At 46.9% G+C, this 26,629-nt stretch carries 28 protein-coding genes, 8 tRNA genes and 1 riboswitch; of the genes, 25 read left to right on the forward strand and 11 right to left on the reverse strand.

Annotated elements, in window-relative coordinates:
* The first annotated feature begins 64 nt into the window (after positions 1 to 64).
* The 8 genes from ACWJJ4_RS05100 (at position 65) to ACWJJ4_RS05135 (ending at position 751) form a co-directional block, all read left to right on the forward strand.
* Positions 65 to 141 (forward strand) — tRNA-Asp (locus ACWJJ4_RS05100).
* A gap of 10 nt (positions 142 to 151) precedes the next feature.
* Positions 152 to 227: transfer RNA gene (locus ACWJJ4_RS05105), tRNA-Phe, on the forward strand.
* 20 nt (positions 228 to 247) lie between these two features.
* Positions 248 to 323, forward strand: a tRNA-His gene (locus ACWJJ4_RS05110).
* An 8-nt stretch (positions 324 to 331) separates the two neighbouring features.
* Positions 332 to 405: transfer RNA gene (locus ACWJJ4_RS05115), tRNA-Gly, on the forward strand.
* 15 nt (positions 406 to 420) lie between these two features.
* A tRNA-Ile gene (locus tag ACWJJ4_RS05120) sits at positions 421 to 497 on the forward strand.
* Positions 498 to 507: 10 nt separating this feature from the next.
* Positions 508 to 582: transfer RNA gene (locus tag ACWJJ4_RS05125), tRNA-Asn, on the forward strand.
* A gap of 3 nt (positions 583 to 585) precedes the next feature.
* A tRNA-Ser gene (locus tag ACWJJ4_RS05130) sits at positions 586 to 676 on the forward strand.
* Between the two features lie 3 nt (positions 677 to 679).
* Positions 680 to 751: transfer RNA gene (locus ACWJJ4_RS05135), tRNA-Glu, on the forward strand.
* 35 nt (positions 752 to 786) lie between these two features.
* Here the strand turns inward: ACWJJ4_RS05135 and ACWJJ4_RS05140 are convergent.
* Positions 787 to 1,257, reverse strand: coding sequence for a TspO/MBR family protein (locus tag ACWJJ4_RS05140; RefSeq protein WP_070082254.1), 471 nt, complete (start codon positions 1,255 to 1,257; stop codon positions 787 to 789).
* 155 nt (positions 1,258 to 1,412) lie between these two features.
* A complete protein-coding gene (locus tag ACWJJ4_RS05145) occupies positions 1,413 to 2,132 on the reverse strand; it encodes a TraR/DksA C4-type zinc finger protein (protein WP_003152213.1) in 720 nt (239 codons plus the stop codon).
* Between the two features lie 282 nt (positions 2,133 to 2,414).
* Here ACWJJ4_RS05145 and ACWJJ4_RS05150 point away from each other — a divergent pair, with 282 nt between their 5' ends.
* The 6 genes from ACWJJ4_RS05150 (at position 2,415) to menC (ending at position 9,915) form a co-directional block, all read left to right on the forward strand.
* Positions 2,415 to 3,830 (forward strand): isochorismate synthase, encoded by a 1,416-nt coding sequence (locus ACWJJ4_RS05150; protein WP_454021483.1) that lies wholly within the window; start codon positions 2,415 to 2,417, stop codon positions 3,828 to 3,830.
* A complete protein-coding gene (gene menD / locus ACWJJ4_RS05155; protein ID WP_454021484.1) occupies positions 3,827 to 5,563 on the forward strand; it encodes a 2-succinyl-5-enolpyruvyl-6-hydroxy-3-cyclohexene-1-carboxylic-acid synthase in 1,737 nt (578 codons plus the stop codon). Before ACWJJ4_RS05150 ends, menD begins: the two co-directional genes overlap by 4 nt.
* A complete protein-coding gene (gene menH, locus ACWJJ4_RS05160) occupies positions 5,551 to 6,375 on the forward strand; it encodes a 2-succinyl-6-hydroxy-2,4-cyclohexadiene-1-carboxylate synthase (RefSeq protein ID WP_070082250.1) in 825 nt (274 codons plus the stop codon). Before menD ends, menH begins: the two co-directional genes overlap by 13 nt.
* A 58-nt stretch (positions 6,376 to 6,433) precedes the next feature.
* Positions 6,434 to 7,252, forward strand: coding sequence for a 1,4-dihydroxy-2-naphthoyl-CoA synthase (gene menB, locus ACWJJ4_RS05165; RefSeq protein ID WP_003152221.1), 819 nt, complete (start codon positions 6,434 to 6,436; stop codon positions 7,250 to 7,252).
* A gap of 87 nt (positions 7,253 to 7,339) precedes the next feature.
* On the forward strand, positions 7,340 to 8,803 hold the full coding sequence (locus ACWJJ4_RS05170) for an o-succinylbenzoate--CoA ligase (protein ID WP_454021485.1): 1,464 nt from the start codon (positions 7,340 to 7,342) through the stop codon (positions 8,801 to 8,803).
* On the forward strand, positions 8,800 to 9,915 hold the full coding sequence (gene menC, locus ACWJJ4_RS05175; protein ID WP_003152223.1) for an o-succinylbenzoate synthase: 1,116 nt from the start codon (positions 8,800 to 8,802) through the stop codon (positions 9,913 to 9,915). The genes ACWJJ4_RS05170 and menC overlap by 4 nt, the downstream gene beginning before the upstream one ends.
* Positions 9,916 to 10,288: 373 nt before the next feature.
* Here the strand turns inward: menC and ACWJJ4_RS05180 are convergent, their stop codons facing one another.
* Genes ACWJJ4_RS05180 through ACWJJ4_RS05190 form a run of 3 tightly spaced genes read right to left on the reverse strand, consistent with a single transcriptional unit; the run spans position 10,289 to position 12,899 of the window.
* Positions 10,289 to 10,447, reverse strand: coding sequence for a DUF1540 domain-containing protein (locus ACWJJ4_RS05180; protein ID WP_454021486.1), 159 nt, complete (start codon positions 10,445 to 10,447; stop codon positions 10,289 to 10,291).
* A gap of 57 nt (positions 10,448 to 10,504) precedes the next feature.
* Positions 10,505 to 11,545, reverse strand: coding sequence for a cytochrome d ubiquinol oxidase subunit II (locus ACWJJ4_RS05185; RefSeq protein WP_146277391.1), 1,041 nt, complete (start codon positions 11,543 to 11,545; stop codon positions 10,505 to 10,507).
* A gap of 22 nt (positions 11,546 to 11,567) precedes the next feature.
* Positions 11,568 to 12,899, reverse strand: a complete 1,332-nt coding sequence (locus tag ACWJJ4_RS05190) for a cytochrome ubiquinol oxidase subunit I (protein ID WP_015418060.1) — start codon at positions 12,897 to 12,899, stop codon at positions 11,568 to 11,570.
* Positions 12,900 to 13,096: 197 nt separating this feature from the next.
* Here ACWJJ4_RS05190 and ACWJJ4_RS05195 point away from each other — a divergent pair, with 197 nt between their 5' ends.
* Both ACWJJ4_RS05195 and ACWJJ4_RS05200 read left to right on the forward strand, forming a co-directional pair.
* Positions 13,097 to 13,345, forward strand: a complete 249-nt coding sequence (locus ACWJJ4_RS05195; protein ID WP_003152229.1) for a type B 50S ribosomal protein L31 — start codon at positions 13,097 to 13,099, stop codon at positions 13,343 to 13,345.
* A gap of 118 nt (positions 13,346 to 13,463) precedes the next feature.
* The gene (locus ACWJJ4_RS05200; protein ID WP_003152233.1) at positions 13,464 to 14,033 is read left to right on the forward strand and encodes a beta-class carbonic anhydrase; all 570 of its coding nucleotides are present in this window, start codon (positions 13,464 to 13,466) and stop codon (positions 14,031 to 14,033) included.
* Here the strand turns inward: ACWJJ4_RS05200 and yidD are convergent.
* Positions 14,030 to 14,257, reverse strand: a complete 228-nt coding sequence (yidD, locus tag ACWJJ4_RS05205; protein WP_003152235.1) for a membrane protein insertion efficiency factor YidD — start codon at positions 14,255 to 14,257, stop codon at positions 14,030 to 14,032. The genes ACWJJ4_RS05200 and yidD overlap by 4 nt on opposite strands.
* A gap of 124 nt (positions 14,258 to 14,381) precedes the next feature.
* Here yidD and ACWJJ4_RS05210 point away from each other — a divergent pair, with 124 nt between their 5' ends.
* Complete coding sequence (locus ACWJJ4_RS05210; protein WP_003152237.1) at positions 14,382 to 14,855, forward strand: S-ribosylhomocysteine lyase; 474 nt, start codon at positions 14,382 to 14,384, stop codon at positions 14,853 to 14,855.
* Between the two features lie 114 nt (positions 14,856 to 14,969).
* Positions 14,970 to 15,413 carry a FixH family protein gene (locus tag ACWJJ4_RS05215; RefSeq protein WP_454021487.1) on the forward strand — a complete coding sequence of 148 codons (444 nt, stop codon included), beginning with the start codon at positions 14,970 to 14,972 and terminating at the stop codon, positions 15,411 to 15,413.
* On the opposite strand, the gene ytzI is transcribed toward ACWJJ4_RS05215, so the two are convergent.
* Entirely contained in the window at positions 15,410 to 15,559 is a 150-nt protein-coding gene (gene ytzI, locus ACWJJ4_RS05220) for a YtzI protein (protein WP_071391461.1), read from the reverse strand. The two genes, ACWJJ4_RS05215 and ytzI, sit on opposite strands and share 4 nt — an antisense overlap.
* A 124-nt stretch (positions 15,560 to 15,683) precedes the next feature.
* Here ytzI and ACWJJ4_RS05225 point away from each other — a divergent pair, with 124 nt between their 5' ends.
* From ACWJJ4_RS05225 to ytkD, 3 genes are all read left to right on the forward strand, one after another.
* Positions 15,684 to 16,121 (forward strand): Dps family protein, encoded by a 438-nt coding sequence (locus tag ACWJJ4_RS05225; protein ID WP_003152242.1) that lies wholly within the window; start codon positions 15,684 to 15,686, stop codon positions 16,119 to 16,121.
* Positions 16,122 to 16,272: 151 nt separating this feature from the next.
* The gene (locus ACWJJ4_RS05230; RefSeq protein WP_003152243.1) at positions 16,273 to 16,677 is read left to right on the forward strand and encodes a phage holin family protein; all 405 of its coding nucleotides are present in this window, start codon (positions 16,273 to 16,275) and stop codon (positions 16,675 to 16,677) included.
* A 132-nt stretch (positions 16,678 to 16,809) separates the two neighbouring features.
* On the forward strand, positions 16,810 to 17,289 hold the full coding sequence (ytkD, locus tag ACWJJ4_RS05235; RefSeq protein ID WP_003152244.1) for an RNA deprotection pyrophosphohydrolase: 480 nt from the start codon (positions 16,810 to 16,812) through the stop codon (positions 17,287 to 17,289).
* A gap of 33 nt (positions 17,290 to 17,322) precedes the next feature.
* Here ytkD and ACWJJ4_RS05240 read toward each other — a convergent pair whose 3' ends face one another.
* The 3 genes from ACWJJ4_RS05240 to ACWJJ4_RS05250 are packed head-to-tail and all read right to left on the reverse strand — an operon-like array spanning position 17,323 to position 19,908.
* Positions 17,323 to 18,135 carry an ABC transporter permease gene (locus tag ACWJJ4_RS05240; protein ID WP_454021488.1) on the reverse strand — a complete coding sequence of 271 codons (813 nt, stop codon included), beginning with the start codon at positions 18,133 to 18,135 and terminating at the stop codon, positions 17,323 to 17,325.
* Positions 18,110 to 18,892 carry an ABC transporter ATP-binding protein gene (locus ACWJJ4_RS05245; protein WP_003152246.1) on the reverse strand — a complete coding sequence of 261 codons (783 nt, stop codon included), beginning with the start codon at positions 18,890 to 18,892 and terminating at the stop codon, positions 18,110 to 18,112. Before ACWJJ4_RS05245 ends, ACWJJ4_RS05240 begins: the two co-directional genes overlap by 26 nt.
* 11 nt (positions 18,893 to 18,903) lie before the next feature.
* Positions 18,904 to 19,908: an ABC transporter substrate-binding protein gene (locus ACWJJ4_RS05250; RefSeq protein WP_172614920.1), complete on the reverse strand. Its 1,005-nt coding sequence runs from the start codon at positions 19,906 to 19,908 to the stop codon at positions 18,904 to 18,906.
* Positions 19,909 to 20,046: 138 nt separating this feature from the next.
* Between ACWJJ4_RS05250 and ACWJJ4_RS05255 the strand changes: the two genes are divergently transcribed.
* Together ACWJJ4_RS05255 and ACWJJ4_RS05260 are read left to right on the forward strand one after the other, a co-directional pair.
* A complete protein-coding gene (locus tag ACWJJ4_RS05255; protein ID WP_015418056.1) occupies positions 20,047 to 20,820 on the forward strand; it encodes an alpha/beta hydrolase family protein in 774 nt (257 codons plus the stop codon).
* A 57-nt stretch (positions 20,821 to 20,877) separates the two neighbouring features.
* Positions 20,878 to 21,120, forward strand: coding sequence for a DUF2584 domain-containing protein (locus ACWJJ4_RS05260; RefSeq protein ID WP_003152249.1), 243 nt, complete (start codon positions 20,878 to 20,880; stop codon positions 21,118 to 21,120).
* 42 nt (positions 21,121 to 21,162) lie between these two features.
* Here ACWJJ4_RS05260 and pckA read toward each other — a convergent pair whose 3' ends face one another.
* Positions 21,163 to 22,746 (reverse strand): phosphoenolpyruvate carboxykinase (ATP), encoded by a 1,584-nt coding sequence (gene pckA / locus ACWJJ4_RS05265; protein WP_077722730.1) that lies wholly within the window; start codon positions 22,744 to 22,746, stop codon positions 21,163 to 21,165.
* Between the two features lie 197 nt (positions 22,747 to 22,943).
* Positions 22,944 to 23,083, forward strand: a riboswitch (SAM riboswitch).
* A gap of 169 nt (positions 23,084 to 23,252) precedes the next feature.
* On the opposite strand from pckA, the gene metK reads away from it, so the two are divergent.
* Together metK and asnB are read left to right on the forward strand one after the other, a co-directional pair.
* On the forward strand, positions 23,253 to 24,455 hold the full coding sequence (gene metK / locus ACWJJ4_RS05270; protein WP_003152253.1) for a methionine adenosyltransferase: 1,203 nt from the start codon (positions 23,253 to 23,255) through the stop codon (positions 24,453 to 24,455).
* A 143-nt stretch (positions 24,456 to 24,598) separates the two neighbouring features.
* The gene (gene asnB / locus ACWJJ4_RS05275; RefSeq protein ID WP_003152255.1) at positions 24,599 to 26,497 is read left to right on the forward strand and encodes an asparagine synthase (glutamine-hydrolyzing); all 1,899 of its coding nucleotides are present in this window, start codon (positions 24,599 to 24,601) and stop codon (positions 26,495 to 26,497) included.
* Positions 26,498 to 26,629 lie beyond the last annotated feature (132 nt).

Consider the following 26,629-nt stretch of genomic DNA (forward strand, 5'->3'; position numbering starts at 1 on the left):
GTAGCTCGTCGGGCTCATAACCCGAAGGTCGCAGGTTCAAATCCTGCCCCCGCAACCAAAAAATGGTCCGGTAGTTCAGTTGGTTAGAATGCCTGCCTGTCACGCAGGAGGTCGCGGGTTCGAGTCCCGTCCGGACCGCCATTTATAAAAAGGCTCGGTAGCTCAGTTGGTAGAGCAACGGACTGAAAATCCGTGTGTCGGCGGTTCGATTCCGTCCCGAGCCACCATTTAATTTAATATTGTTTTGGCGGTTGTGGCGAAGTGGTTAACGCACCAGATTGTGGCTCTGGCACTCGTGGGTTCGATTCCCATCAATCGCCCCAAACAACATGCGGGTGTAGTTTAGTGGTAAAACCTCAGCCTTCCAAGCTGATGTCGTGGGTTCGATTCCCATCACCCGCTCCATTTTTATATTGTCATGGGCCTGTAGCTCAGCTGGTTAGAGCGCACGCCTGATAAGCGTGAGGTCGGTGGTTCGAGTCCACTCAGGCCCACCATGATGATTTTTCCACAGTAGCTCAGTGGTAGAGCTATCGGCTGTTAACCGATCGGTCGCAGGTTCGAATCCTGCCTGTGGAGCCATATGGAGAAGTACTCAAGTGGCTGAAGAGGCGCCCCTGCTAAGGGTGTAGGTCGTGTAAGCGGCGCGAGGGTTCAAATCCCTCCTTCTCCGCCATAAGGCCCGTTGGTCAAGCGGTTAAGACACCGCCCTTTCACGGCGGTAACACGGGTTCGAATCCCGTACGGGTCATTAAAAAAACCTTGCATAGTATGCAAGGTTTTTTATTATACGTTCATAGCGTAAATGGTAAAAGACAGGTATGTGGCAAAAGCGCTCCATAATAAATAAGGAACCAGAAGCCAGGCTGAAGCTTTACTGTATTTACCGGCAATGAGCAACAGAATGAGTGTTGTCACAGCCACAAGCAGGCAATCGATAGATGCAGCAAGCAAATTTTTCTGTGTGAATTGAAAATAGCTGAATCCTTGATTCACGATATAATTGATGAGAAGCATCACCCAAAAAGCTTTGGATTCTTTACATGAAAACTTTGCGTATATCAAGGCTGCTGAGAGCGAAATAAGCGCAAACAAAACCGCCCATATGATGCCGATCACTGATCCGCTCGGCGTCCAGTCAGGTTTTTGCAGCGCGTCGTACCATTCCCGGTCGATGGGAAAGAGAAACCCTGCTAAAGAAAACAAGACATATGTAATGATAAATACAATAATTGCACCGATATACTTCTTTTTCATTTGTTCCCTCCGCCATTCAATGTCAATACGTTAGTTCCCTCTTTTGGAAAGATCAAACCTTTTAAAGATCCATGCACCATTAAGTGTATGAGTTTTCAGTGTGAAAATGCAGCAAACCAATTATTTGTATTCAAAAACCCCGGCAGGCCGGGGTTTTAATCAGCATGAAGATCGCCAAAGGTCGTCATAATTCCTTCTTCGTCCAGTTCCTGCTCATATTTTTCGTGTGCTTTGCTTGGATACACGGAAATGTTTTTTCCGGTAATATCTGTCGCGATAAAGTTTTCATAATCCTCAGCATAGCCGATGTTTTCTTCTGAGTTCATTGTCATATCCCCATAGCTGAGCGGCGGATCTTCTAAATCCTGAGGCGTTTCTGAGTTTCCGTATTCCTCAACATCCTGATAAGCATCTTCACTATCGTAAGCCGCCCGGATTGATTCATCATCATCAAATTCAAACTGTCCGAACGGTGTTTCCTCTTCAATCGGCCTGTCTTTGGAAACGGCATCCTGCGAGGAATATTCCGCCAATGTCGTAGCCGTCGGCAGAGCTTCGAGTCTGTCATAAGGAATGTCCTTGCCGCTGACTTCACATGTGCCGTATGTGCCGTTTTCAATTTGTTTCAGAGAGTAATCAATATCGCGAAGGTGCTCCCGTTCATGGTCGAGCAGAGCCAGGTCTTTTTCCCGCTCGTATAATTCGGTCGCCTGATCGCCGGGATGATTGTCATAGGAAGACAATTCGCCGGATGATTGATACGGGAATTCATCAGTTAACTGAAATTGATCATTTTCTTTAAAGCGGCTTAAAATATCATCTCTGGCTTCTTCCAATTCTTTTTTTAAGTGTGTGATCTGTTCGTTTGTAAGCACATCAATCCCTCGTTTCTATGTGATGCTTACTGTTAGTATGAACGTTTTTGCGCAGAAAAATGGTGGATAAAAATAGTCATTTTCCCACGGGGAAGTAAAAGGATACAGTGATTGCCGAGAGTGGGGAAAGAAAATTCAAGTTTGTTTCTTTATTCATTTGCGCAAAAAGGTTTATAATAAGAAATGCGGGCATTTTGTCGTGCTCAAATCTGTGTGTTTGACACAAATTCATCACAGGTGTATTGTATTAAAAGCATTTAACGGATTATGGAGGAATGTCTCATGGTGACAACGGTGCAGCATACGTTCCGAGAGGAAGCAGATCATGCATTACATAAAGCCAAACAAGTCAACCATGCTGTCTTATTGAGCTATTCAAGACGTATTGCGTCTTTAGACCCTCTATCATTTTTCAAAGACGGAGCAAAAAAATATAAAGGCAAACGATTTTTTTGGTCAGAACCCGGTAGTGAATTAACAATAGTCGGTCTTGGCACAGAAGCGCTGTTCCAATCGAATGAAAAAAATGGAAAACGTTATCACGACGTTTTTGAACAATGGGAGCGCTTTAAAAAGACGGCTTTTCATATTCATGAAGAAGAAGAGGCGGCGCATACCGCGGTCGGCCCTGTCTTATTCGGCGGTTTTTCATTTAATCCCGCTGAAGAGAGAGGAGACGAATGGAACGGGTTCGAAGAAGGGCTGTTCTTTATCCCCTCACTCATGCTGACAAAGACGGCAGATGGTGATTATTTAACCGTCAATCAATGGGCGGCAGACGGTAATCAGGCAGAAGATACGCTGAAACGTCTGAAATCTTTTTCAGAAGCTTTTGCAGTTTCTTCAATTGAGTATGAAGAATATCCTGTTTTAACAAAAGCGGAAGAACTTGATGTGGAAAACTGGCTTGAAGCCATTAAAACAGCAACAAATGATATGAAGGCAAATCAATATGATAAAGTCGTGCTGGCAAGGGAAGTCGTTTTGTCATATGATGGGCCTATTCCGGCGGAGAGCGTTGTCCGCAAGCTTTTGACGGACCAAACGACAAGCTATGTTTTTGCGATTGAGCAGGGAGATAAATGCTTTGTCGGCGCATCACCGGAACGGCTGATCAAAAAATCCGGCAAAGACGTTATGTCCACCTGTCTGGCAGGTTCAATTAAGCGCGGAGAAAATCAACAAGAAGATGACCGTCTCGGCAAAGAGCTGCTGCATGACGAAAAAAATCTTGCGGAACATGATTTTGTGGTTCAGATGATACACGATTCTTTCTTGGCGAGCTGCAGCGATGTGAAAAAGCCTGCAGGTCCGCAATTATATAAAACAAAAAGTGTTCAGCATCTATATACGCCGATCACAGGCCATCTTAAAACGTCCGCTTCGCTGTTTGATTTAATTGAAAAGCTGCATCCCACTCCGGCATTGGGCGGAGCTCCCCAGCAGAAAGCTGTTGAAGTTATCGCTGATATTGAACCGATGACACGCGGATGGTACGCGGCTCCGATCGGCTGGATGGACGGCAGGGAAAACGGAGAATTTGTCGTGGCTATCCGATCAGGGCTGATTGAAGGCAAAAGTGCGCGGCTTTTCGCAGGCTGCGGTATTGTTGAAGATTCAGATCCGCAATCAGAATATGAAGAAACACAAATTAAACTAAAGCCGATGATCTCTGCTTTAGGAGGTGAAAGGCTTTGACAAACCCGATTACACATTATATCGGAAGTTTTATTGATGAATTCGCTCTATCTGGTGTCACCGACGCGGTTGTTTGCCCGGGATCGAGGTCAACTCCCCTGGCGGTTTTGGCGGCGGCCCACCCGGATATTCAAGTCCATATACAGATTGATGAACGATCCGCAGGTTTTTTCGCACTCGGTCTTGCAAAAGCCCGCCAGCGTCCGGTCATGCTGATTTGTACGTCAGGAACGGCAGCGGCTAACTTCTATCCGGCCGTGATTGAAGCTCATTATTCAAGAGTGCCTCTTATTGTCCTGACTGCTGACCGGCCTCATGAATTGAGGGAAGTGGGGGCGCCTCAGGCGATTAACCAGCATTTTCTGTTCGGTAACTTTGTTAAGTTTTTCACAGACTCGGCTCTGCCTGAGGAAAATCCTCAAATGCTGAGCTATATCAGAACATTGGCCGGCAGAGCCGTAAGTGAAGCCGGGAAGCGCCCGATGGGGCCAGTCCATATCAATGTGCCGCTCAGAGAGCCTTTGATGCCGGATTTATCAGCCGGACCTTTTGAAAGAATGAGAAAGGGGAAGCATGTCTCAGTCACAACAGGGATTCAGTCAGCTGATCAAGACGCGCTCTGTCATATTACAGAGCGTCTCGCGGGTACCGAAAGAGGTATGATCGTCTGCGGCGAAATTCACGGTGAAGCAGAAAAGCAGCAAATCATCGCGCTTGCCGAGATGCTTCAGTTCCCGATTTTGGCTGATCCGCTTTCAAACCTCCGAAACGGGGAGCATGATAAGACGCTGATTATTGATGCTTATGACTCGTTCTTAAAAGATGAAGAAATAAAAGAGGCGCTGCGCCCTGACGCTGTGATCCGCTTCGGTCCGATGCCGGTTTCCAAACCGCTCTTTTTATGGCTCAGAGACGATCCTGCCATTGAGCAGTTTATCGTCGATGAAGACGGAGGATGGAGAGATCCCACCCAGGCCGGCGCGCATATGATTCATTGCCATCCGTCTGTGTTTTTGGAAGCGGTCCGTTCAGCTGAAACCGGAAAACGGCCGTCCGGATGGCTTGAGAAATGGCAGTTTGTCAATGACCGGTTCCGGAGTCATTTACAGGCCGCGAGCATGGATGATTTATCATTTGAAGGAAATGTATATCGTCAGCTTCAGCACCTTGTCCCTGAAGGCAGTTCGATTTTTGTCGGCAACAGCATGCCGATCCGCGACGTGGATACTTTCTTTGAAAAACAAGATCGTTCCTTCCGTGTCTATGCCAACCGCGGCGCTAACGGCATTGACGGAGTTGTCTCCTCGGCTATGGGGCTGTGTGAAGGTACAAAAGCTCCTGTCACGCTTGTCATTGGAGATTTATCGTTTTACCATGATTTAAACGGGCTGTTAGCGGCTAAAAAACTTGGAATTCCGCTTACGGTTATTTTAATAAACAATGATGGCGGCGGGATTTTCTCGTTTTTGCCGCAGGCATCTGATAAGACTCATTTTGAAGAACTGTTCGGTACGCCGACGGGTCTTGATTTCCGGCATGCCGCCGCACTGTACGGCGGGACGTATACTTGTCCGGAGACATGGGAAGCATTTAAGGATGCGTATCAGCCGCAGGCGGACAAGCCCGGACTTCATATAATCGAGCTGAAAACAGATCGGACATCAAGAGTTCAATTCCATCGCGATCTGCTGCAGGCCGCAGTGCGGGAAGTGAAAAAAGAATGGAAACTGTAACAGTTAAAACGGCCGACGGCGTATGCTATCGTGCTGCTGATAGCGGACACGAATCGTCTGAAGCTATTGTTTGTCTGCATGGATTTACGGGCAGCAAAGAATCATGGATGTTTTTACGCGGCATGTTTCCCGGCGAGCGAATGGTGATGATTGACTGCCTGGGTCACGGGGAGACAGACGCGCCTGTGCAAGCGGCAAGGTATAGTGCGAGCCGGCAGGTTGCGGACCTTGCCGCCGTTTTTGATCAATTAAAACTTCACAAAGTGAAACTTATTGGTTATTCTATGGGGGGAAGACTTGCGTATTCCTTCGCACAGGCATTTCCGCATCGGGTATCAGCGCTTGTTTTGGAAAGTACAACCCCGGGCCTCAGCACGCTTCAGGAACGCAAAAAGCGGATTCAGTCAGACCGGAAGCTTGCTGACTTTATATTGCGGGAAGGTATAACATCGTTTGTTGATTATTGGGAGAGCATTCCGTTGTTTGCCACGCAGCTCTCTCTGCCGGACAGCGTAAAGGCGTCCATCCGTGCCGGCAGGCTGAAGAATAATCCGTCCGGACTTGCAGGAAGCCTGCTCGGAATGGGGACGGGCTCACAACCTTCCTGGTGGGAGGCATTACACCGCATCAAGGCGCCCGTCCTGCTCATATGCGGTGAATGGGATGAAAAGTTTTGCGCTATTAATCAAAAGGTGCATAACCTGCTCCCATCAAGTAAAATAGAGGTTGTCAAACAGGCGGGGCACACGGTACATGTGGAACAGCCGCGAATTTTTGGTAAGATAGTAAGTGAGTTTTTATACGGCTTGTAAAGCATAAAGAAAATAGCTTTTCGGCCGGACTCAGGCAAAAATGAAGGAGGTCATATCAATGGCTGCAGAATGGAAAAGTGAACGTCAGTACGATGAAATCCTGTACGAGACGTATAACGGTATTGCAAAAATAACAATTAACCGCCCGGAGGTACATAACGCATTTACTCCTAAGACGGTATCAGAAATGATTGACGCGTTTGCTTGTGCGCGTGATGACTCCAATATTGGTGTCATCGTTCTTGCGGGAGCGGGAGATAAAGCATTCTGTTCAGGCGGAGACCAAAAAGTCCGCGGTCACGGCGGATATGTCGGAGACGATCAGATCCCGCGTCTGAATGTGCTTGATCTTCAGCGTTTGATCCGCGTGATTCCTAAACCGGTCGTGGCGATGGTATCAGGCTATGCCATCGGCGGAGGCCATGTGCTTCATATCGTCTGTGATTTAACGATTGCGGCCGATAACGCGATTTTCGGTCAAACCGGCCCGAAAGTGGGAAGCTTTGATGCCGGTTACGGCTCAGGTTACCTGGCGCGTATCGTCGGACATAAGAAAGCCCGTGAAATCTGGTACCTGTGCCGTCAATACAACGCGCAGGAAGCGCTCGACATGGGGCTTGTCAATACGGTTGTCCCATTAGAGAAACTTGAAGAGGAAACAATTAAATGGTGTGAAGAAATGCTTGAGAAAAGCCCTACAGCCCTTCGTTTCCTTAAAGCGGCATTTAACGCTGATACAGACGGCCTCGCCGGAATTCAGCAATTTGCAGGAGATGCAACGCTTCTTTATTACACGACTGACGAAGCGAAAGAAGGCCGTGATTCCTTTAAAGAGAAACGCAGTCCCGATTTCGGTCAATTCCCTCGTTTTCCGTGATCAGATGACACTACGAAACAGCTTGAGCCGCTCTGGTCCAAGCTGTTTTCTTTTCAAAAACAGTACTTTTACCTCGGAGATGATAACATGCTGACAGAACAGCCGAATTGGCTCATTCAAAGGGCTCAGCTGACACCGGAGAGAATCGCTCTCATATTTGAAAACAAACAGATGACATTCAGAGAATTATATCATGCTTCTAAACAAATGGCCGCGCGGCTGTCCAAATACTGTTCGCTTAAAAAAGGAGACCGCGCCGCGATTTTGCTTTCTAACAGACCGGAAATGGTTTATGCCGTTCACGCCTGCTTCTTATTAGGGGCGGAAGCTGTGCTGTTGAATACGAAGCTCTCAAAACAGGAACGGTTGTTTCAGCTCGAAGATTCACAGGCAAAGCTTTTATTAACGGAGGACGGTTTTTGCCGCGAAGAATATGAATCTGCGGTCGCCACCGCAGATGTGGACGAGCTGCAGGCTGAAGAGGCGGGTGACATGGAGCCGGAAGCTTATGTAACGCTTGATGATACGGCGACTCTTATGTATACGTCAGGAACAACAGGAAGGCCGAAGGGGGTGCAGCAGACTTTCGGTAATCATTATTCCAGCGCTGTATCGTCTGCGCTGAATCTGGGGGTCACGGAGCGGGACCGCTGGCTTATTGCGCTGCCGCTGTTTCATATCAGCGGTCTGTCTGCGCTGTTTAAGTCGGTCATTTACGGCATGCCTGTCGTGCTTCATCAAAAATTTTCTGTCACTGATGTGCTGGACAGCATCAGCTCCCATCAGGTCACGATCATTTCAGCGGTGCAGACCATGCTCTCGGGCCTGCTTGCGGAAACTGAACAATGTCCTGAATCACTGCGCTGCATTCTGCTTGGCGGGGGTCCGGCACCGCTGCCGCTCCTTGAAGAATGCCGCAGGAAAAAATTTCCGGTATTCCAATCTTACGGCTTGACTGAAACCTGCTCACAGATTGTCACGCTTTCTCCGGAATTCAGTATGGACAAGCTCGGCTCGGCCGGTAAACCGCTGTTTTCATGCGAAATTAGAATTGAAAAAGACGGAAACCCTTGTGCGCCGTTTGAACATGGTGAAATTACGGTGAAAGGCCCGAATGTAATGAAAGGGTATTATCATCGTGACGACGCGAACCAGGCCGCTTTTCATAATGGATGGTTTAAAACGGGCGATCTTGGCTATTTGGATGATGAAGGGTTTTTATACGTGCTGGACAGGCGGTCGGACCTCATCATTTCAGGCGGAGAGAACATCTACCCGGCAGAAGTGGAAGCGGCGCTGCTTGCCCATCCGGCTGTAGCGGAGGCCGGTGTTTCGGGAGCCGAAGATCCGAAGTGGGGGAAAGTGCCGCATGCTTTTCTCGTGCTGACTTCTTCTGTCAGTTCTGAGGAGCTGACCGCTTTTTGCCGTGAGCGGCTTGCAAAATATAAAATACCGGCTGCTTTTTTCACGGTTGACGAGCTCCCGCGGAATGCGTCCAATAAACTGATGAGGCATCGGCTGAATGAGCTTCGTAAAGGAGAATTGTCATGATTAAGATTGAAAAAATCACCCTTTATCATGTAAGTATGAGGCTGAAAAAACCGTTTAAAACAAGTATTGAAACGCTGCAGGACCGTAAATTTTTGATCGTGGAAGCGATCGATGAAACCGGGAGAACCGGCTGGGGGGAGGTATCGGCGTTTTCTTCTCCGTGGTATACAGAAGAAACGATTCAGACATGCGCGCATATGCTGAGAGATTTTTTTATCCCAAATGTCGTAGGCCGCGAGTTTTTCCATCCGTCAGAAGTGCCTGACAGTCTCGCGCGTTTCAAAGGAAACCGCATGGCAAAAGCGGGGCTTGAATCAGCCGTGTGGGATCTATATGCCAAGAAAAAGGGGATATCTCTCGCAGAAGCCTTAGGGGGCAAAAGAGATAAAGTGCCCGCCGGCGTGGCGGTGGGTCTGGCTTCGGCTGATGAGATGCTTCGGGAAATTGAGCAATACGTAAAAGAAGGTTATCAACGTATAAAAATAAAAATTCAGCCCGGCCATGACGTTGATCTGGTCAGAGCCATCCGCAGCCGTTTTCCGAACGTGCCGCTGATGGCGGATGCCAACTCGGCTTATGAACTGAAAGACATCAGCAGGCTGAAAGAGTTGGATGAATTCCAGCTCATGATGATAGAACAGCCGCTTCAGGCAGATGATATTGTCGATCACCGCCACCTGCAGAAACACTTAAGAACCGCGGTATGCCTTGATGAAAGCATATGCTCATATGATGATGCAAGGCGGGCGATTGAGCTTGGGAGCTGTAAAATCATTAACATAAAACCGGCGCGTGTAGGAGGCCTGACAGAGGCTTTAAAAATACATGACTTATGCAGAGAGCATCACATGCCGGTTTGGTGCGGCGGAATGTTTGAAACCGGCATTTCGAGAGCGCAGACAGTCGCGCTTGCTTCGCTGCCGCAATTTACAATACCGGGTGATATTTCCTCATCAGACCGATACTGGGAGGAGGATATTGTCACTCCCGACATCCGTATCGAAGAGGGATTCATCTCTGTCCCGGACGGTCCCGGACTGGGTGTTGAAGTCAATCAGGAAATAATGAGAAAATACGTCACCCAAATGGACGTTTTTACGACAAACAACTGATAAAAAGACATTTCAGCGAGTTGAGCTGCCTGTATGCTGCTGTTATATTGAAACTGTTCATTATCACCCCTTCCCCCGTTTGAACCGGCTGTATCAGCCGGTTTTTTTAATAGGCGAATGCGATGATTTTTTTATTCTTCAAACAGTGTCGGCTTTACATCGCAGGTGCTGCTTTCCGGCTGGGGCAAACATGTACATCTTGATAAAAAATTCTGTGCTTGTCATGAATGCAATACTGATTGTATCGCATGCCGCCGCCTATATTTGCCGCCGAACCGCCTTTCTGCCATGCTTCTCATCCGCGCGGTTTTCTCCGGTTCAGGGATGCTTGCGGCGGAAATGAAAAAGAGCTGTATAAAACAGCTCTTTTCTTTTATAAATCATGCGGTTCAAAGGTTTTGCAATCCGTTTCTTCACTTTTTTCAGCGGTTTCGCCTGTATGGCTGACCACATAAATAGCGTCGGCCGTGCATTTGTTTCCTCTGCCCCAATATGAACAGTTATTGACTTCACACAGAATTTTTTGGTCCATGCTGGCTCCCCTCCAAGATAAAAGGTACGCCTTTAGTATGAGCCGCCCTGATTTTTGTTATTCCTCCTGGCGGATATAACGTCTGTCTTTCATAAAGAGCTTCCAGAAGAAATAAAACCCGGGGAACAAAATGATGAAAGCGACGATATACGTCATAAACAGCGCCCTGAAGGTTGCCGGCTCCGTAAATCCTGACATGACCGTAATATCCGGATAAATCATATAAGGAAGATGAGCCCGTCCGTATGCATAGCTTGCCAGAAAGTATTGGAGCGCAATGGCGATCATGGCGATTCTCGGTTTGCCGAGGTTGCGGCCGAAGTGCTTATTCGGCAAAAACAGAGCCACGCCGGCAATGATAAATGTAATGACAGACAGAATGAGCCATGTCTTGTCTTTCATCATGCCCGTGTACAGCCAGCCGGCTTCAGAGCGTAATGTCAGCATAATGAAGAAGGCAAACAGAAGCGACAGCGGCCCTGTTATTAAAGAGCTCCGTCTGTAGATGCGGTACGCATGCTCCTCTTCCGCAACATTTGAAAAATCGGCCAGAAGCAGTGAAGATAAAAATAAAGTGCTTAAAATGGCAAATCCGATAAACGCATACGCATTAAGGCTTGTAAAGACATTTGCCAAATTCAGTTGATACACTCCGCCCGTCTTCTCAATAAACCCTCCGTGTGTGACCGGAAGGACCAAAATCAGCACAGCGGGAATAATGAAGCCTGAAATTCCGGAGATATATCTCATGATTTTTCTTTCCTTCGCCGTATTGGAGAAGACGAGAAAGCCGCTGCGGATGGCTAAGAGCAGCAAAATAATACTTCCCGGGATCAATAAAACGGTTCCCAGCACGAAGGTTGCCCCTGGAAAGAAGCTGAATAGGGCGACAACGATCGCGACGATAAAGACGTTGGTCACTTCCCAGGTCGGGGACAAATAACGATTAGCGATATTTGTCGCCTTTGTTTGTTCTCTATTTAAATAAATCATCGACCAAAAGCCGGCTCCGAAGTCCATCGTTGCCATGACCGCGTAGATAAACACGAAGCCCCATACGATTGATATCGCAATGAGAGCATCCATGGTAATGTCCATTTCAATTCAGCCCTTTCTATTGTTAGGATTCCGCCGCTTTTACATCCTCCTCAACAGGATGTTTGCGGAAATAATAAAGCAGCACATAAATGACTGCGGCTGCCAAAATGGCGTAAACGACCGTAAACAGGATGAACAGCAAACCGATTGAACCGGTTGTCGTGACGACATCAGACGTTTTCAGGAGATGGTAAATCACCCATGGCTGCCGCCCCGTACAAGCGAATATCCACCCGAATTCAATTCCGATCAGACTGAGCGGTCCTGCGGTTAAAAATAAAATCAAAAGCCAAGTCGGAAAGCTGTCTTTCTTTAAAATTTTTCTCCACACGATGCCGATGATGGAGTACAAAATGAGCAGCATCCCGATGCCGACCATTCCGTTAAACAGTGTATGGATGAATAAAGGCGGCCACTCGTCTTTCGGAAACGCGTTCAATCCTTTGACGACGGTATCAAAGCTGTTTGCGGCCAAAAAGCTTAAAGCCCACGGCACTTCTATCGCCCATTTTACTTTTTCTTCTTTTGCATCAGTAAAACCCCCGATCGCAAGCGGAGCGTGTGATCTAGTTTCAAACAGCCCTTCTGCGCCCGCAAGCTTCTCAGGCTGGTATTCGTAAAGAAGCTGGGCTGACTCGTGACCGTTTAAAGAGGCAAGAATGGAGAATATCCCGCCGATCGTTAAGGCGAGCAGCAGCGCTTTTCGGTGAAAGCGGTATACCTGCTCCTGTTTTCTCGTTCTCAGCATTTTATAAGCAGCAACTGACGCGACGATAAATGCACCGGTCATGAAAGCCGTCAGTACGACATGGCCCGCGGTGGTGAAAAAGCTTGGATTAAAAAACGCTGCCCACGGTTCGACGTCAGTGATTTTGCCGTTTAAAATTTTAAAACCGGCCGGCGTTCCTTCAAATGCGTGAACATTTGTGATTAAGACGGCTGATGCCGCGGCGCCGATCAAAACGAAAATAACGGCAATGATGCGCATCGCCGGAGTCAGCCGATCAGCGGCGTAGACATAAATGGACATAAACAGCGCTTCGATAAAGAAAGCATAAATTTCAATCTGAAACGGAAGTGACATCACCCTGCCGATGACCTCCATGAATCCGGGCCACAAAAGGGCAAGCTGTGTACCCGCGATCGTTCCGGTCGGTATCGCCACGCCGAGCAGAACAGCCTGCGCCTTCGTCCACCTTTTCGCCATAATGGCATAATGCGGATCTTTTGTTTTTTGATAAATCAATTCAGCCATTAAAATCATCAGAGGCAAGCCGACACCAAGCGTCGCAAAAATAATATGAAAGCCCATGGTTGTCCCGAACAGACTTCTGGCTAATACTAAATCATCCACGATCATAAACCGCCTTTCTAAATTACCGTTTTATGTAATGTGATTATATTATTTGCTGAAGCGATTAGATTATTCTTCCGATTCCATATATGTGCAGGGTTTAGAAATCAAGGGAGCAGGGCATATATGATTGACAAGCGGCTATTTAAGGTTTAGAATAAAACGTAATTATTACGATTTGAGAAAGGGAGATCATCATGAAAAAAGATATTCATCCGGATAACCATCAAGTGATTTTTCAAGATGTGAACAGCGGCTACCGCTTTTTAAGCCATTCTACGAAAACGTCAGAGGAAACGGCAGAGTGGGAAGACGGAAAAACATACCCGCTGATTAAAGTGGAAGTCAGCTCAGATACGCATCCGTTTTATACGGGCCGCCAAAAATTCAACGAAAAAGGCGGGAGAGTCGAACAGTTCAACAAAAAATACAATATGGGGAAATAAGACAAGCCCAATGGGGTTTGTCTTATTTATTGAGCACTTTGTCATCTTGTGCGGGGAGTGACGAAATGACCCGCCTTATGTTATATTGTGAATAAAAAGGCAGAAAGGAAACACCAAGATGAGTCTTCTAAACGATATCATGCAATTTAATGAGCAGTTCACTAAAAACAAAGATTATGAAAAATACCAAACATCTAAATTCCCGGATAAAAAGATGGCGATTTTGTCCTGTATGGACACACGTCTTGTAGAATTGCTTCCGCATGCGATGAACATGCGAAACGGCGATGTGAAAATTATTAAAAGTGCCGGCGCGCTTGTCGCCCACCCGTTCGGAAGCATCATGCGCAGCCTTTTAGTGGCCGTATACGAATTAAACGCTGATGAAGTCTGCGTTATCGGCCACCATGATTGCGGCATGAGCAAAATCAACAGCGAGGATATGCTTGATAAAATTATCGACCGCGGTATTCCGAAAGAGCGGATTGACATGCTGAAGCACTCAGGTGTTGATCTTGATCAATGGCTGAAAAGCTTTGATTCAGTAGAAGCGAGTGTTACAGACAGCGTAAACGTCATTAAACACCATCCGCTATTCCCTGACAATGTCCCGGTGCACGGTCTGGTGATTGATCCTGAAACCGGTAAACTTGATCTGGTGATCGACGGCTACCAGCATATGGACTAATGTTTTTGTTTTTTGTCCGGTACGGGATCAACACCGCCCGGATGAAAAGGGTGGCACTTTAAAATCCGCTTCAGTGTCAGCCATCCGCCTTTTAATGCGCCGTGAGTCTTGACGGCTTCGATTCCGTACTGCGAACACGTCGGATAAAAGCGGCATGACGGCGGCGTCAGCGGAGAGATGAACTTCTGGTACCCGCGGATTAACGCAATCATTATGGTTTTCATTAAAAAACCACCTTTCTGATGCTAGTATAGAAAAAAAATTTCAGATTGAAAAGCTTCCGCCACAATTCTTATCGGAAAACTGTGTTATAATGGATGCATATTCTGAAAAAAAGGGAGTGCCATTATGCCTTCAGTAGAAAGTTTTGAGCTAGACCATAATGCGGTTGTGGCTCCGTATGTAAGACATTGCGGAGTGCATAAAGTCGGAACAGACGGCGTCGTGAATAAGTTTGACATTCGCTTCTGCCAGCCGAACAAACAGGCGATGAAGCCGGATACGATTCATACGCTTGAGCACTTGCTTGCGTTTACGATTCGCACACATTCTGAGAAATACGATCACTTCGACATCATAGATATCTCACCGATGGGCTGCCAGACAGGCTATTATCTTGTTGTCAGCGGCGAGCCGACAGCGGAAGAAATTGTAGACCTGCTTGACGCTACGCTGAAAGAAGCCATCGATATTACGGAGATTCCGGCGGCCAACGAAAAACAGTGCGGCCAGGCGAAACTTCATGATTTAGAAGGCGCGAAACGGCTGATGCGTTTCTGGCTGTCACAAGATAAAGAAGATTTGCTGAAAGTGTTCGGATAAAAAACAGGCCTTTTTGCTGACATGCAAAAAGGCTTTTTTACATATTTCTAAAAAATGTCACACCTTATGTGTAAGCGTTTGCTAAAATAGAAGCAAAGATGAAGGAGTGATGGGATGAGACGGGCTGTATTGGCAGGTATGTGCGGTATGGTATTTCTATTATCTTCCTGCGGGGGCAATTCGGACAAAACCTCCGCGGATGAGGAGCCTAAAGCGCTTGAGGTCAAGCTTACAGGACCGGAAACGGCAGCACCGCATGAAAAAACGGAATACAAGGCGGAGGTTTTTTACGGCGGCAAGCGTGTCACGGATGCGGATGAAGTCATGTTTGAAGTATGGAAAGAAGGAAAAAAAGGAAGCAGCAAAACAAGCAAGGCCAAGGAGGAAAAAGGGGCGTATCACCTGCGGACTGAATTTGATGAAGAGGGTGTGTATACCGTTCAATCCCACGTAACGGCAAAACAGCAGCATAATATGCCGACTGTAAAAGTGCGTGTCGGGGATGCTGAAGCTGCCGATGATTCCTCCGGCCATGAGGAACAGACGCATCATCATTAAGGATTGTTTTTATCCGTCAAGCCTTTTGATGCGTCCTCCGGCGGGTCAATCGTATGTTTTACGTTATAAGCTCTTACAGTCGACCAGATGGATAAAAGCAGCACGGCGAGCACGATAAGAAAGCCGAAGCCCAGAAGAAGCAGCATAAAATCCCTCCTTTTTAACAAATCATAACATATTTTCCATCCGTAAAATCAAGGGCTAAAAATTTATGTTTTAACACACGATATATAGGGTATATCAATAGTAAATCAAAGGAGGAAGATAGGCATGTCAGAAAAACTATTGGAAGCGGTCAATAAACAAGTTGCAAACTGGACGGTCATGTATGTGAAATTACATAACTATCATTGGTACGTCAAAGGGAAGGACTTTTTCACATTGCACGAAAAGTTCGAGGAGCTGTATAACGAAACGGCTACATATATTGACGATCTGGCAGAACGTCTGCTGGCATTGAACGGCAAGCCGATCGGCACAATGACGGAATCATTGAAGACTGCTTCTATAAAAGAGGCGGAAGGCAATGAGAGCGCAGAACAAATGGTACAGAACATTTATGATGATTTCACTGTCATTGCGGAAGAGCTGAAAAGCGGCATGGATCTCGCAGATGAGGTCGGAGACGAAACGACCGGAGATATGCTGCTTGCCATTCACCAGAATATCGAAAAACATAACTGGATGCTGAAAGCGTATTTAGGATAATCAACAAGGGAAGACCGGGGCTATAAAGCACTCGGTCTTTTATTTGGCTGCCGAAGAGAGGTGTTGTCCATTTTTCTGAAAAATCCAGTCCGTTCCATTCACTTTTCATAGAATAATGTAAGGCCGTTTCTGTGAAAGGATGTTGGATCAAGTGGGCAAAGACTTTGGCATCTTTTCGTTTTTTGCAGTGATCGTGTCGGCAGCGGGGTTTTTCTTTGGCGGTTTTCAGTATTCGTTTCTGATTTTGCTATCGGTCATGGCGATTGAGTTTATCAGTACAAGCTTAAAAGAATCTCTTTTGCAGCAGCTGAGCGCAAGAAAGCTTTTTGCGCGGCTGGTCAAAAAAATCGTGACCCTGGCATTAGTCTCAGTTTGCCATTTTTTTGATCAGCTGCTTCATTCAGAAGGCGCCATCCGCAATTTGGCTATTATGTTTTATATCTTATACGAATCGGTTCAGATCGTGATTACGGCAAGCTCGCTGGGCATACCGGTTCCGCAGGTGCTCGTCGACCTATTGGATACCCTGAAAAATAAATTCAAGCGCAAACCGTAACATTTGCTTCAAAGGAGGCTATACTAGCGGGTATGATGGTTTTCCTCTGAATTTTTGATAAAGGGCTTCCGAACAAACGCAACTGTGGTATGATGTATGGAAGATATGAAGGAACGGATTAGAGGGATAAACATGTACGAGTTTAAAGACTATTATCAGAATACTGTTCAGCTCTCCTTTGAACACCAGCCTTTTTCAGACAGCCCGAAGCATGTATGGGTCATATGCCGATATGGAGATAAGTGGCTTTTGACTGAGCACGAAGACCGGGGGTTTGAATTTCCGGGCGGAAAAGTGGAGCCGATGGAATGTGCGGAGGAAGCGGCCCTGCGCGAGGTGAAAGAAGAAACCGGCGCCGCGGTAAGACATCTGAAGTACGTCGGACAGTATAAAGTTCTCGGCAGGGAAAAGGTAATTGTGAAGAATATTTATTTTGCCGATATTGAAAAGCTTGAAAAACAGGCTGACTATTTTGAAACAAAAGGGCCGGTGCTGTTCAGCGAACTGCCGGAGAATCTCCCCCGAAATAAAAAATTCAGTTTCATTATGAAAGATTCGGTGCTTCCGATCAGTCTGAAAAAGCTGAAAGAGGACGGCGTATTTCAATCATAAAAACGAGACCCGGCGCTTACGCACGGGTCTTTTTTATATTTTTCCTTTCGTCCATTTTCTTTCTAACAGTTCGACTCCCTGATACATCAATGTCGCAAAAATCGCGATGATCAGAAGGCTTAAGAACACAAGAGTGAAATTGAAGACCTGGAATCCGTAAATGATCATGTAGCCCAGACCTTTTTCGGAAACGAGAAACTCGCCGACGATGACACCGACCCAGGATAAACCGACGTTCACTTTAAGCGCGGAAATAATCGCGGGGGCGCATGCCGGCAGAATGACTTCTTTAAACATGATGCTTCTTTTCGCTCCGAATGTTTTCATCACCTTAATATAGTTTTCATCCACTTCCTGAAAAGCCGTAAAGACGACGATTGTCGTGATAATGATACTGATGACTGCTCCCATGGCGACAATGCTTGTAAAATTCGGTCCGAGTGCCACGATGAGAATCGGTCCGAGTGCGACCTTCGGCATCGCGTTTAAAATGACGAGGTACGGGTCTAAAACCCGGGCGAGCCTGTTTGACCACCATAACAGAGCGGCGAGGCATGTGCCGAGAAGCGTGCCGAGCAAAAAGCCGAGAACGGTTTCTCCTAAGGTTACGCCGATGTGCGCCGCAAGGGATCCGTCCGCAATCTTTTCAACTAAAAGCCTGCAAACGGCGGAGGGTGAGCTGAAGATTAACGGATCGATCCAGCCCGCCCTGCTCGATATTTCCCACCCGGCAAAAAATACGATGAAAATGGCGGCCTGATACGCACGGATCCGGAGCTTTTCTTTTTGGTGTCTTTTCTTAAACTGCTGATGAAGCTGTTCAATCGTGCCGCTGCTGTTTTTCAAGGGAATTCAGCTCCTTCCATATGGTTTGAAACAGCGGCTGAAAGGCCGGATCCTGACGCGCGTCAAACGGATCTAAAGCCGCGAGCTCCTTAGGCACGGTGAATATTTGATGGATGGTGCCCGGCTGATTCGAAAATAAATAGATCGTATCGCTCATGGCGATGGCTTCACCGATATCGTGGGTGACGAGCACGGCGGTTTTTTGAAAATCCTTTAATGTTCTGAAGACAAGGTTTTCCAAAGAAAGCTTCGTTTGAAAGTCCAGCGCGGAAAACGGTTCATCAAGGAGCAGCAGTCCCGGGTCCGGCGCAAGAGTTCTGGCAAGTGCCGCCCGCTGCCGCATTCCGCCTGAGAGCTCTTTCGGATATTTCTTTTCAACGCCGATTAATCCGAGCTTAGGCAGAAGGCTGAGAACTTCAGCTCTTTTTTCTTCTGTTAATGTTTTTGAAATGTGTAAACCGAGCAGCACGTTTTCCTCAATTGATTTCCAAGGAAATAAATAATCCTGCTGAAGCATATAACCGATTTGGTGTTCTTTATGGTTCGGCACGCTTCCTTCGATCAGCACCCGGCCTTGCGCAGGGGTGATAAGGCCGGCCAGGATGGACAGGAGTGTTGTTTTTCCGCATCCGCTCGGCCCGAGAAAGGAGATGAAATCCCCTTTTTCAATCTGAAAATGTATATCTTTCACGGCGGTTGTCTTTTCTTTCAGCGAGAAATAAGTATGTGTTACATGATCCACATGTAAAAAAGACATTCATGTTCCTCCTATTGTTCTGAGGTGACTTTTTTGGCGATTTTTGTGTTGACGAGTTTGCTGTACGGAATGTGTTTCGGGAGCTCTCCGGCTTCATCCATAATAGATTGAAGCAGTTCCCATTCATCCTTTTGCAGAACTGGGTCTGCAGAGAATGACTTTTGTTTTTTATAGCGCTCTATCGATGTTTCGATAATGGCCGGGTCTGTATCGGCAAATTCCTTCTGAATCGTTTTTGCGATGTCTTTGGCCGGATGGCTTTCCACCCATTGCTGGGCGCGATAGATGGCGCGGGTGAATTTTTCCGCCGTCTTTTCATTGGTTTTCAAATAACTTTCTTTTGCCATAAAGGTTGTGTATGGCACTTGGCCGGAAGCTTCTCCGAAGGATGCTACGATATGACCGATGCCTTCTTTTTCAAATTGGGATGCCGTCGGTTCAAACAGCTGCACATAATCACCCGTTCCGGATGCGAATGCGTTGGAAATATTGGCGAAATCAATGTTTTGAACGAGGTTAATGTCTTTTTTCGGCTCTATGTGATTCTTTTTCAGGACGTACTCACCGGCCATTTGGGGCATGCCGCCTTTTCGCTGGCCGAGAAATGTTTTTCCTTTTAAATCGCTCCATTTGAATGATTTCTCATCTTTCCGCGACACGAGAAATGTGCCGTCCGTCTGTGTCAGCTGCGCGAAGTTGATGACCGGATCTTTTGCTCCCTGCGCCTCCACGTAAATGGATGTTTCAGAACCGACCAGCGCGATGTCTGACCCGTTTGACAAAAGCGATGTCATCGTTTTGTCTCCGCCCCATGTTGTTTGAAGTGACACTTGGAGCCCTTCTTTTTTAAAAAAACCTTTTGCTTCAGCGACATACAGAGGCGTATAGAAGATGGAGTGTGTGACTTCCGCCACCTTTACCTTCGTCAGACTTTCTTCCTGTCTGCAAGCCGGAAGAATGAGCAGGAAAAAGGCGCATATGACAAAAACGCAGCCCGCTTTGAGCCATTTGTTCACGGTGTAACCTCCTTGTTTAAGCGTTAAAATAACCTTTTCTGCTTTACATATCGTATGATGGGTATAAAAAATGTGTGAGTGCCCATATTCACGTTGGGAAAGAATAAAAAAACTGATGATATAAGGAGGCGCATTGTTTTGCTGGTAGAAAAGAAAAGGTTCCCGTCTCCGAGTCCGCATGTCCGCCTCTTTGCGGTATGCTATGAGTCAGAAGGTCTGAAGGTAAAGGGGCTCCTTGCCGAACCTGCGGCGCCGGGAACATATGACGGTTTTTTATATTTGCGCGGCGGCATAAAAAATGTCGGCATGGTACGCCCTGGGAGAATCGTTCAATTCGCTTCCCAAGGCTTTGTCGTGTTTGCGCCTTATTACAGAGGCAACCAGGGCGGCGAGGGAAATGAAGATTTTGCGGGAGAGGACAGAGAGGACGCGTTTTCCGCTTTCCGCCTTCTTCGGGAGCATCCGAACGTCAGGGAAGGGCGGGTGCATATTTTCGGTTTTTCCCGGGGCGGAATCATGGGGCTTTTGACCGCGATTGAAATGGGGCATCAAGCGGCTTCACTCGTTTCATGGGGCGGTGTGAGCGATATGGTGCTTACTTATGAAGAGCGGAAGGATATGCGGCGGATGATGAAGCGGGTGATCGGCGGCACGCCGAAAAAGGTGCCGGATGAATACAGATGGCGTTCGCCGTTTGAAAAAGCAGACCGCATTCAGGCCCCTGTGCTGCTCATCCATGGAGAGAATGATGAGAATGTTTCGATTGAACACGCCCGGATGATCGAGGACAAGCTGAAAGAGGCGGGGAAACCGGTGGAAACTTGGTATTACAGCGGTTTTACGCATTATTTTCCGCCGCAGGAAAACAGACGCATTGTCCGGCGGCTGGCGGAATGGATGAAGACACGGTAAGATGCCTGATTTATGATATGATAATAAAGAATAAGAGAATGAAAGGGGATTTTCATTTTGGGAATGCCTGTTGAATTTAATACCATGATTGTGACAAAAGGCAATGAAAAACGGATAGAGGAAAATATCTTTTTATTGGAGAAAGAGGGCTACCGCGTCTATCCTCTTGATATTCCGATGGACGTGCGCAAAACGAAAACCGGAGAGAAATCCGGCACCGGCGAGGTCCAAAAGCTCGAATGGGCGAACGGCCGGACAAGCATTACATACAGACTCACTTCGCTTCATTCGACAAACTGAAAAAACAAAAGCCGAGGGCATAAACGCCCTTGGCTTTTTTGATTACACGAGAGGTCCGCCGGCTTTGGCAATCGAGTCTGCATGGGAAAACTTTTTAAAGTTTTCTTTAAACTCATTGGCTAAAAACAGCGCTTTTTCGTTGTATGCTTGTTTATCGCTCCATGTGTTTTCAGGCTGAAGAACTTCATCCGGCACGCCCGGAACATGAACGGGACTGTGCAGGCCGAAAATGCTGTCTGCCGTCATGTCAGTCTGGTTCAGTCTGCCGTCAATAGCGGCTTTGACCATCGCTCTTGTATACGAAAGTTTCATCCGTTCTCCGACTCCGTACCCTCCGCCGGTCCAGCCTGTGTTGACCAGGAAGACTTGAACGCCGTGTTCGTCGATTTTACGCCCGAGCATTTCGGCATATACATGTGCCGGAAGCGGAAGGAACGGTGAACCGAAGCACGTCGAGAAAGTCGTTTGCGGAGATGTCACGCCGCGTTCGGTTCCCGCGAGTTTACTGGTGTAGCCGCTTAAGAAGTGATACATCGCCTGTTCCTTCGTCAGTTTGCTGATCGGAGGAAGCACGCCGAATGCGTCCGCCGTTAGAAAGACGATCGCCTGCGGATGGCCGGCAATGCTAGGCTGCACGATATTGCCGATCATCTCAATCGGATATGCGGCTCTTGTGTTTTCCGTGTAGAAGGAATTGTCGTAATCCGCTTCACCCGTTTTTTCATCAAGCACGACATTCTCAAGAACAGACCCGAAGCGGATCGCACGAAAAATCTGCGGTTCTTTTTCCTCGCTCAGATTGATACATTTAGCGTAACATCCGCCTTCAATATTGAAAACGCCGGAATCTGACCAGCCGTGCTCGTCATCTCCGATCAGTTTGCGGTCCGCATCGGCTGAAAGCGTCGTTTTCCCTGTGCCGGAAAGGCCGAAAAACAGGGCGACATCGCCTTTTTCACCGACGTTGGCTGAGCAGTGCATCGGCAGTATATCCTGCTGCGGAAGCAGGAAGTTCATAATGGAGAATATTGATTTTTTCATTTCTCCGGCGTATTCGGTGCCGCCGATTAAAATGACGCGCTTTTCGAAAGAGACAATGATAAATGTTTCCGAATGCGTGCCGTCCGTCTCCGGGTCTGCTTTAAAATGCGGAGCTGAGAGAATGGTGAAAGGCTGCGCTTGCGGGTCTCTTTCATCCGTTTCCGGTCTGATAAACAGCTGGCGCGCGAATAAATTGTGCCACGCAAATTCATTTACGACCGTAATCGGCAGTCTGTATTTTTCATCCGCTCCCGCGAATCCTTCAAACACAAACAGTTCATCCCGCTGTTTTAAGTAGCTGACGACTTTGGCGTACAGCTTTTCAAACGCCTCTTCAGAAATGGGCTGATTCACCGCCCCCCAATCAATTTGATTTTCTGTGCTTTGTTCACGGACGATAAATTTATCTTTAGGTGACCGGCCTGTATATGCGCCGGTGGTGGCGCGTACGGCGCCCGTTGATGTCAGCGTTCCTTCATTTCGGCTGATTACTTTTTCGGTAAGTTTTGGAGCCGATAAATTATGATGCACATTCGGACTTGCAAGTAATGCTTGAAGATCTGCGGTTAAATCAACTAATTTCATAAAAACCTTCCTTTGCCGGTTTATTTGTATTTCGCTGAATGTGGAATTAGTATAACATATATCTGAAAATAGTCTATACTATTTGCGGTTTTTTGTTTGTGTTTTTCCATTGCTTCCCGAAATAAAGGCGCGCAATCGCTTTAATTCATATTGACACTTTCCGCCCTTTTACGATAAGATATTTCATTGAGCGGATACTCTTATCCCGAGCTGGCGGAGGGACAGGCCCGATGAAGCCCAGCAACCGGTTTCTCTGTAAAAAAGCAGGTGAAAACACTGTGGGAAACCAAGGTGCTAACCTGATGCAAGGTTTAATATTTTCCTTGAGCGATAAGAGTGAAAGGCACACAGACCAAACCCTTTCCTCGAGTGGAAAAGGTTTTTTTATTTCATAAAATATGCCAATTAACATTCTCTGATATAGTATGACATTGTATTAAGAGGGAGCGAGTTCCGTATCATATGAGAAGGTCTTGCAAAAGATCTTTTTTCAGGAGGAAAAGTGAATGAGTAAAAACCGTCGACTATTTACATCTGAATCTGTTACTGAGGGTCATCCGGACAAAATCTGTGACCAAATTTCTGACAGTATCTTAGATGAGATTTTAAAAAATGACCCGAACGCGCGCGTGGCCTGCGAAACATCTGTAACGACAGGACTTGTGCTGGTAAGCGGAGAGATTACTACATCAACATACGTTGACATTCCGAAAACAGTCCGTGAAACGATTAAAGAAATCGGCTACACACGCGCTAAATACGGATTTGATGCGGAGACTTGCGCTGTTTTAACATCAATTGATGAACAGTCTGCGGATATCGCAATGGGTGTCGATCAGGCTCTTGAAGCGCGTGAAGGCACAATGAGCGATGCTGAAATCGAAGCAATCGGAGCGGGAGACCAAGGCCTGATGTTCGGTTATGCGTGTAACGAAACGAAAGAGCTTATGCCGCTTCCGATCTCTTTGGCGCATAAATTAGCCCGCCGTTTGAGCGAAGTCCGCAAAGAAGACATTCTTCCGTACCTTCGCCCTGACGGCAAAACGCAAGTTACCGTTGAATATGATGAAAACAACAAGCCGGTCCGCATCGACGCGATCGTCATTTCAACTCAGCACCACCCGGAAATTACGCTTGAGCAGATTCAGCGCAATCTGAAAGAGCATGTCATTAACCCTGTTGTGCCTGAGGAACTGATCGATGAAGAAACAAAATACTTCATCAACCCTACGGGACGTTTCGTAATCGGCGGACCTCAAGGTGATGCGGGTCTTACCGGCCGTAAAATCATCGTTGACACATACGGCGGATATGCACGTCACGGCGGCGGCGCATTCTCCGGTAAGGATGCGACGAAGGTAGACCGTTCTGCGGCATACGCTGCGAGATACGTAGCGAAAAACATCGTGGCAGCAGGTCTTGCTGATTCTTGTGAAGTGCAGCTTGCATACGCGATCGGCGTGGCACAGCCTGTTTCTATTTCCATCAATACATTTGATACAGGAAAAGCTTCTGAAGAAAAACTGATCGAAGTCGTACGGAATAACTTCGACCTGAGACCTGCCGGCATTATTAAAATGCTTGATCTGCGCCGCCCGATCTATAAGCAGACAGCTGCTTACGGCCACTTCGGACGTCATGATGTGGATCTTCCTTGGGAGCGTACTGACAAGGCGGATGCGCTTCGCAAAGAAGCACTAGGAGAATAATTTTATAGCCGCTTACTTAAGCGGCTTTCCCTTTTTGTAGATGCTGCCATGCTTATTTTTTACATAGCGTGAAACCAATGGCGTAACAAAGCGTCTATAAAAAGGGGGTCCAATTAGAAAATTACACTTATGGAGGCTATACTATGTGTGGATTTGTCGGTGTTTTTAATAAGCATCCATTAACTCAAACCGCAGATCAAGAAGAGCTAATCAAACAAATGAACCAAATGATCGTTCACCGCGGTCCTGACAGCGATGGGTATTATCATGATGAGCACGTCGGATTCGGCTTCAGACGGCTCAGTATTATTGACGTAGAAAACGGCGGACAGCCTTTATCATATGAAGACGAAAAATATTGGATCATTTTTAACGGCGAAATCTATAACTACATTGAATTGAGAGAAGAGCTTGAAGCGAAAGGCTACACTTTCAATACAGATTCCGATACCGAAGTGCTCCTTGCGACATACCGTCATTATAAAGAAGAAGCCGCTTCAAAGCTTCGCGGAATGTTTGCGTTTTTAATCTGGAACAAGGCTGACCGCGTCATGTACGGCGCGAGAGACCCGTTCGGAATTAAACCGCTGTATTACACAACCATCGGGGACAAAGTATATTTTGCATCTGAAAGAAAGAGTTTAATGGCCGCTCAAAACGGTATTGATCTTGATACAGCTTCTTTACAGCAATATATGTCTTTCCAATTCGTTCCTGAACCGAGCACGCTTGACGCTGAAGTGAAAAAAGTCGAGCCGGGCAGCCAGTTTACGATCCGCCCGGAAGGCGACATCGCGTTTAAAACATATTTCAAAGCGAACTTTAAGCCTGTTCAGTCTGATGAAGATAAATTGGTGAAAGAAGTCAGAGACGCAATCTTTGACTCTGTCAAAGTTCACATGAGAAGTGACGTTCCTGTCGGTTCGTTTCTATCCGGCGGTATTGACTCTTCTTTTATCGTCTCAGTTGCGAAAGAATTTCACCCGAGCCTTAAAACATTTTCCGTCGGTTTTGAGCAGCAGGGCTTCAGTGAAGTTGACGTAGCGAAGGAAACGGCTGCCGCGCTCGGGATTGAAAATATCAGCAAAGTCATTTCTCCTGAGGAGTATATGAACGAGCTTCCGAAAATCGTCTGGCACTTTGATGACCCGCTTGCAGATCCGGCGGCGATTCCTTTGTACTTTGTCGCGAAAGAAGCGAAAAAGCATGTAACGGTTGCATTATCCGGGGAAGGCGCGGACGAGCTGTTCGGCGGGTACAATATTTACCGCGAACCGCTTTCGCTTAAACCGTTTGAACGCATTCCGTCCGGTCTGAAAAAAATGCTTCTTCATGTGGCGTCCGTCATGCCTGAAGGAATGAGAGGGAAAAGCCTCTTAGTCCGCGGCTGCACACCGCTTGAGGAGCGCTATATCGGTAATGCGAAGATTTTTGAAGAGCCCGTGAAAAAACAGCTGCTCAAACATTACAATCCAGAGCTTTCATACCGTGATGTCACGAAGCCGTACTTTACGGAAAGCCGTTCATACAGCGACATTAATAAAATGCAGTATGTTGATATCCATACTTGGATGCGCGGCGACATCCTGTTAAAGGCTGACAAAATGACGATGGCCAACTCATTGGAACTGCGCGTGCCGTTCCTTGATAAAGTCGTGTTTGACGTGGCCTCTAAAATTCCGGATGAACTGAAAACGAAAAACGGCACGACGAAATACCTTCTGCGCAAAGCTGCTGAAGGGGTAGTGCCTGATCATGTGCTTAACCGCAAAAAACTCGGCTTCCCTGTGCCGATCCGCCACTGGCTGAAAAATGAAATGAACGAATGGGTTCGCAACATCATTCGTGAAAGTGAAACAGATGCTTATATTGAAAAGGATTATGTCCTTCAGCTTCTGGAAGATCATTGTGCCGACAGAGCGGACAACAGCCGCAAAATCTGGACCGTGCTGATCTTCATGATCTGGCACAGCATCAATGTCGAGAAAAGATTGGTGCCGGAAGAGCTGAATCATCAGCCGAAAGAAGTCATTTTCGTTTAATCCAAAAGGCTTTCGATGTTATCGAAAGCCTTTTTTTTATTGTTTTTTGTAAACCGTCTATTCCGCTCTGTTTTCGACAAAGTATTACGCAATATTCAGAAAAAGGTTATAATAGGACTAATCGGGTAGATT

This window comes from Bacillus sp. JK62 (genome assembly GCF_053663455.1).

Excerpts from the sequence above, each read along its gene's own strand:
- menH (WP_070082250.1), top strand. The coding sequence starts at position 5,551 with ATGGAAACTGTAACAGTTAAAACGGCCGACGGCGTATGCTATCGTGCT.
- ACWJJ4_RS05225 (WP_003152242.1), top strand. The coding sequence starts at position 15,684 with ATGTCAGAAAAACTATTGGAAGCGGTCAATAAACAAGTTGCAAACTGG.
- ACWJJ4_RS05245 (WP_003152246.1), bottom strand. The coding sequence starts at position 18,892 with ATGTCTTTTTTACATGTGGATCATGTAACACATACTTATTTCTCGCTG.
- ACWJJ4_RS05185 (WP_146277391.1), bottom strand. The coding sequence starts at position 11,545 with ATGGACATTACCATGGATGCTCTCATTGCGATATCAATCGTATGGGGC.
- ACWJJ4_RS05140 (WP_070082254.1), bottom strand. The coding sequence starts at position 1,257 with ATGAAAAAGAAGTATATCGGTGCAATTATTGTATTTATCATTACATAT.
- ACWJJ4_RS05195 (WP_003152229.1), top strand. The coding sequence starts at position 13,097 with ATGAAAAAAGATATTCATCCGGATAACCATCAAGTGATTTTTCAAGAT.
- asnB (WP_003152255.1), top strand. The coding sequence starts at position 24,599 with ATGTGTGGATTTGTCGGTGTTTTTAATAAGCATCCATTAACTCAAACC.
- ytkD (WP_003152244.1), top strand. The coding sequence starts at position 16,810 with ATGTACGAGTTTAAAGACTATTATCAGAATACTGTTCAGCTCTCCTTT.
- ACWJJ4_RS05210 (WP_003152237.1), top strand. The coding sequence starts at position 14,382 with ATGCCTTCAGTAGAAAGTTTTGAGCTAGACCATAATGCGGTTGTGGCT.
- ACWJJ4_RS05170 (WP_454021485.1), top strand. The coding sequence starts at position 7,340 with ATGCTGACAGAACAGCCGAATTGGCTCATTCAAAGGGCTCAGCTGACA.
- ytzI (WP_071391461.1), bottom strand. The coding sequence starts at position 15,559 with ATGCTGCTTCTTCTGGGCTTCGGCTTTCTTATCGTGCTCGCCGTGCTG.
- menC (WP_003152223.1), top strand. The coding sequence starts at position 8,800 with ATGATTAAGATTGAAAAAATCACCCTTTATCATGTAAGTATGAGGCTG.
- menB (WP_003152221.1), top strand. The coding sequence starts at position 6,434 with ATGGCTGCAGAATGGAAAAGTGAACGTCAGTACGATGAAATCCTGTAC.
- ACWJJ4_RS05150 (WP_454021483.1), top strand. The coding sequence starts at position 2,415 with ATGGTGACAACGGTGCAGCATACGTTCCGAGAGGAAGCAGATCATGCA.
- ACWJJ4_RS05200 (WP_003152233.1), top strand. The coding sequence starts at position 13,464 with ATGAGTCTTCTAAACGATATCATGCAATTTAATGAGCAGTTCACTAAA.
- pckA (WP_077722730.1), bottom strand. The coding sequence starts at position 22,746 with ATGAAATTAGTTGATTTAACCGCAGATCTTCAAGCATTACTTGCAAGT.
- ACWJJ4_RS05215 (WP_454021487.1), top strand. The coding sequence starts at position 14,970 with ATGAGACGGGCTGTATTGGCAGGTATGTGCGGTATGGTATTTCTATTA.
- ACWJJ4_RS05180 (WP_454021486.1), bottom strand. The coding sequence starts at position 10,447 with ATGGACCAAAAAATTCTGTGTGAAGTCAATAACTGTTCATATTGGGGC.
- metK (WP_003152253.1), top strand. The coding sequence starts at position 23,253 with ATGAGTAAAAACCGTCGACTATTTACATCTGAATCTGTTACTGAGGGT.
- yidD (WP_003152235.1), bottom strand. The coding sequence starts at position 14,257 with ATGAAAACCATAATGATTGCGTTAATCCGCGGGTACCAGAAGTTCATC.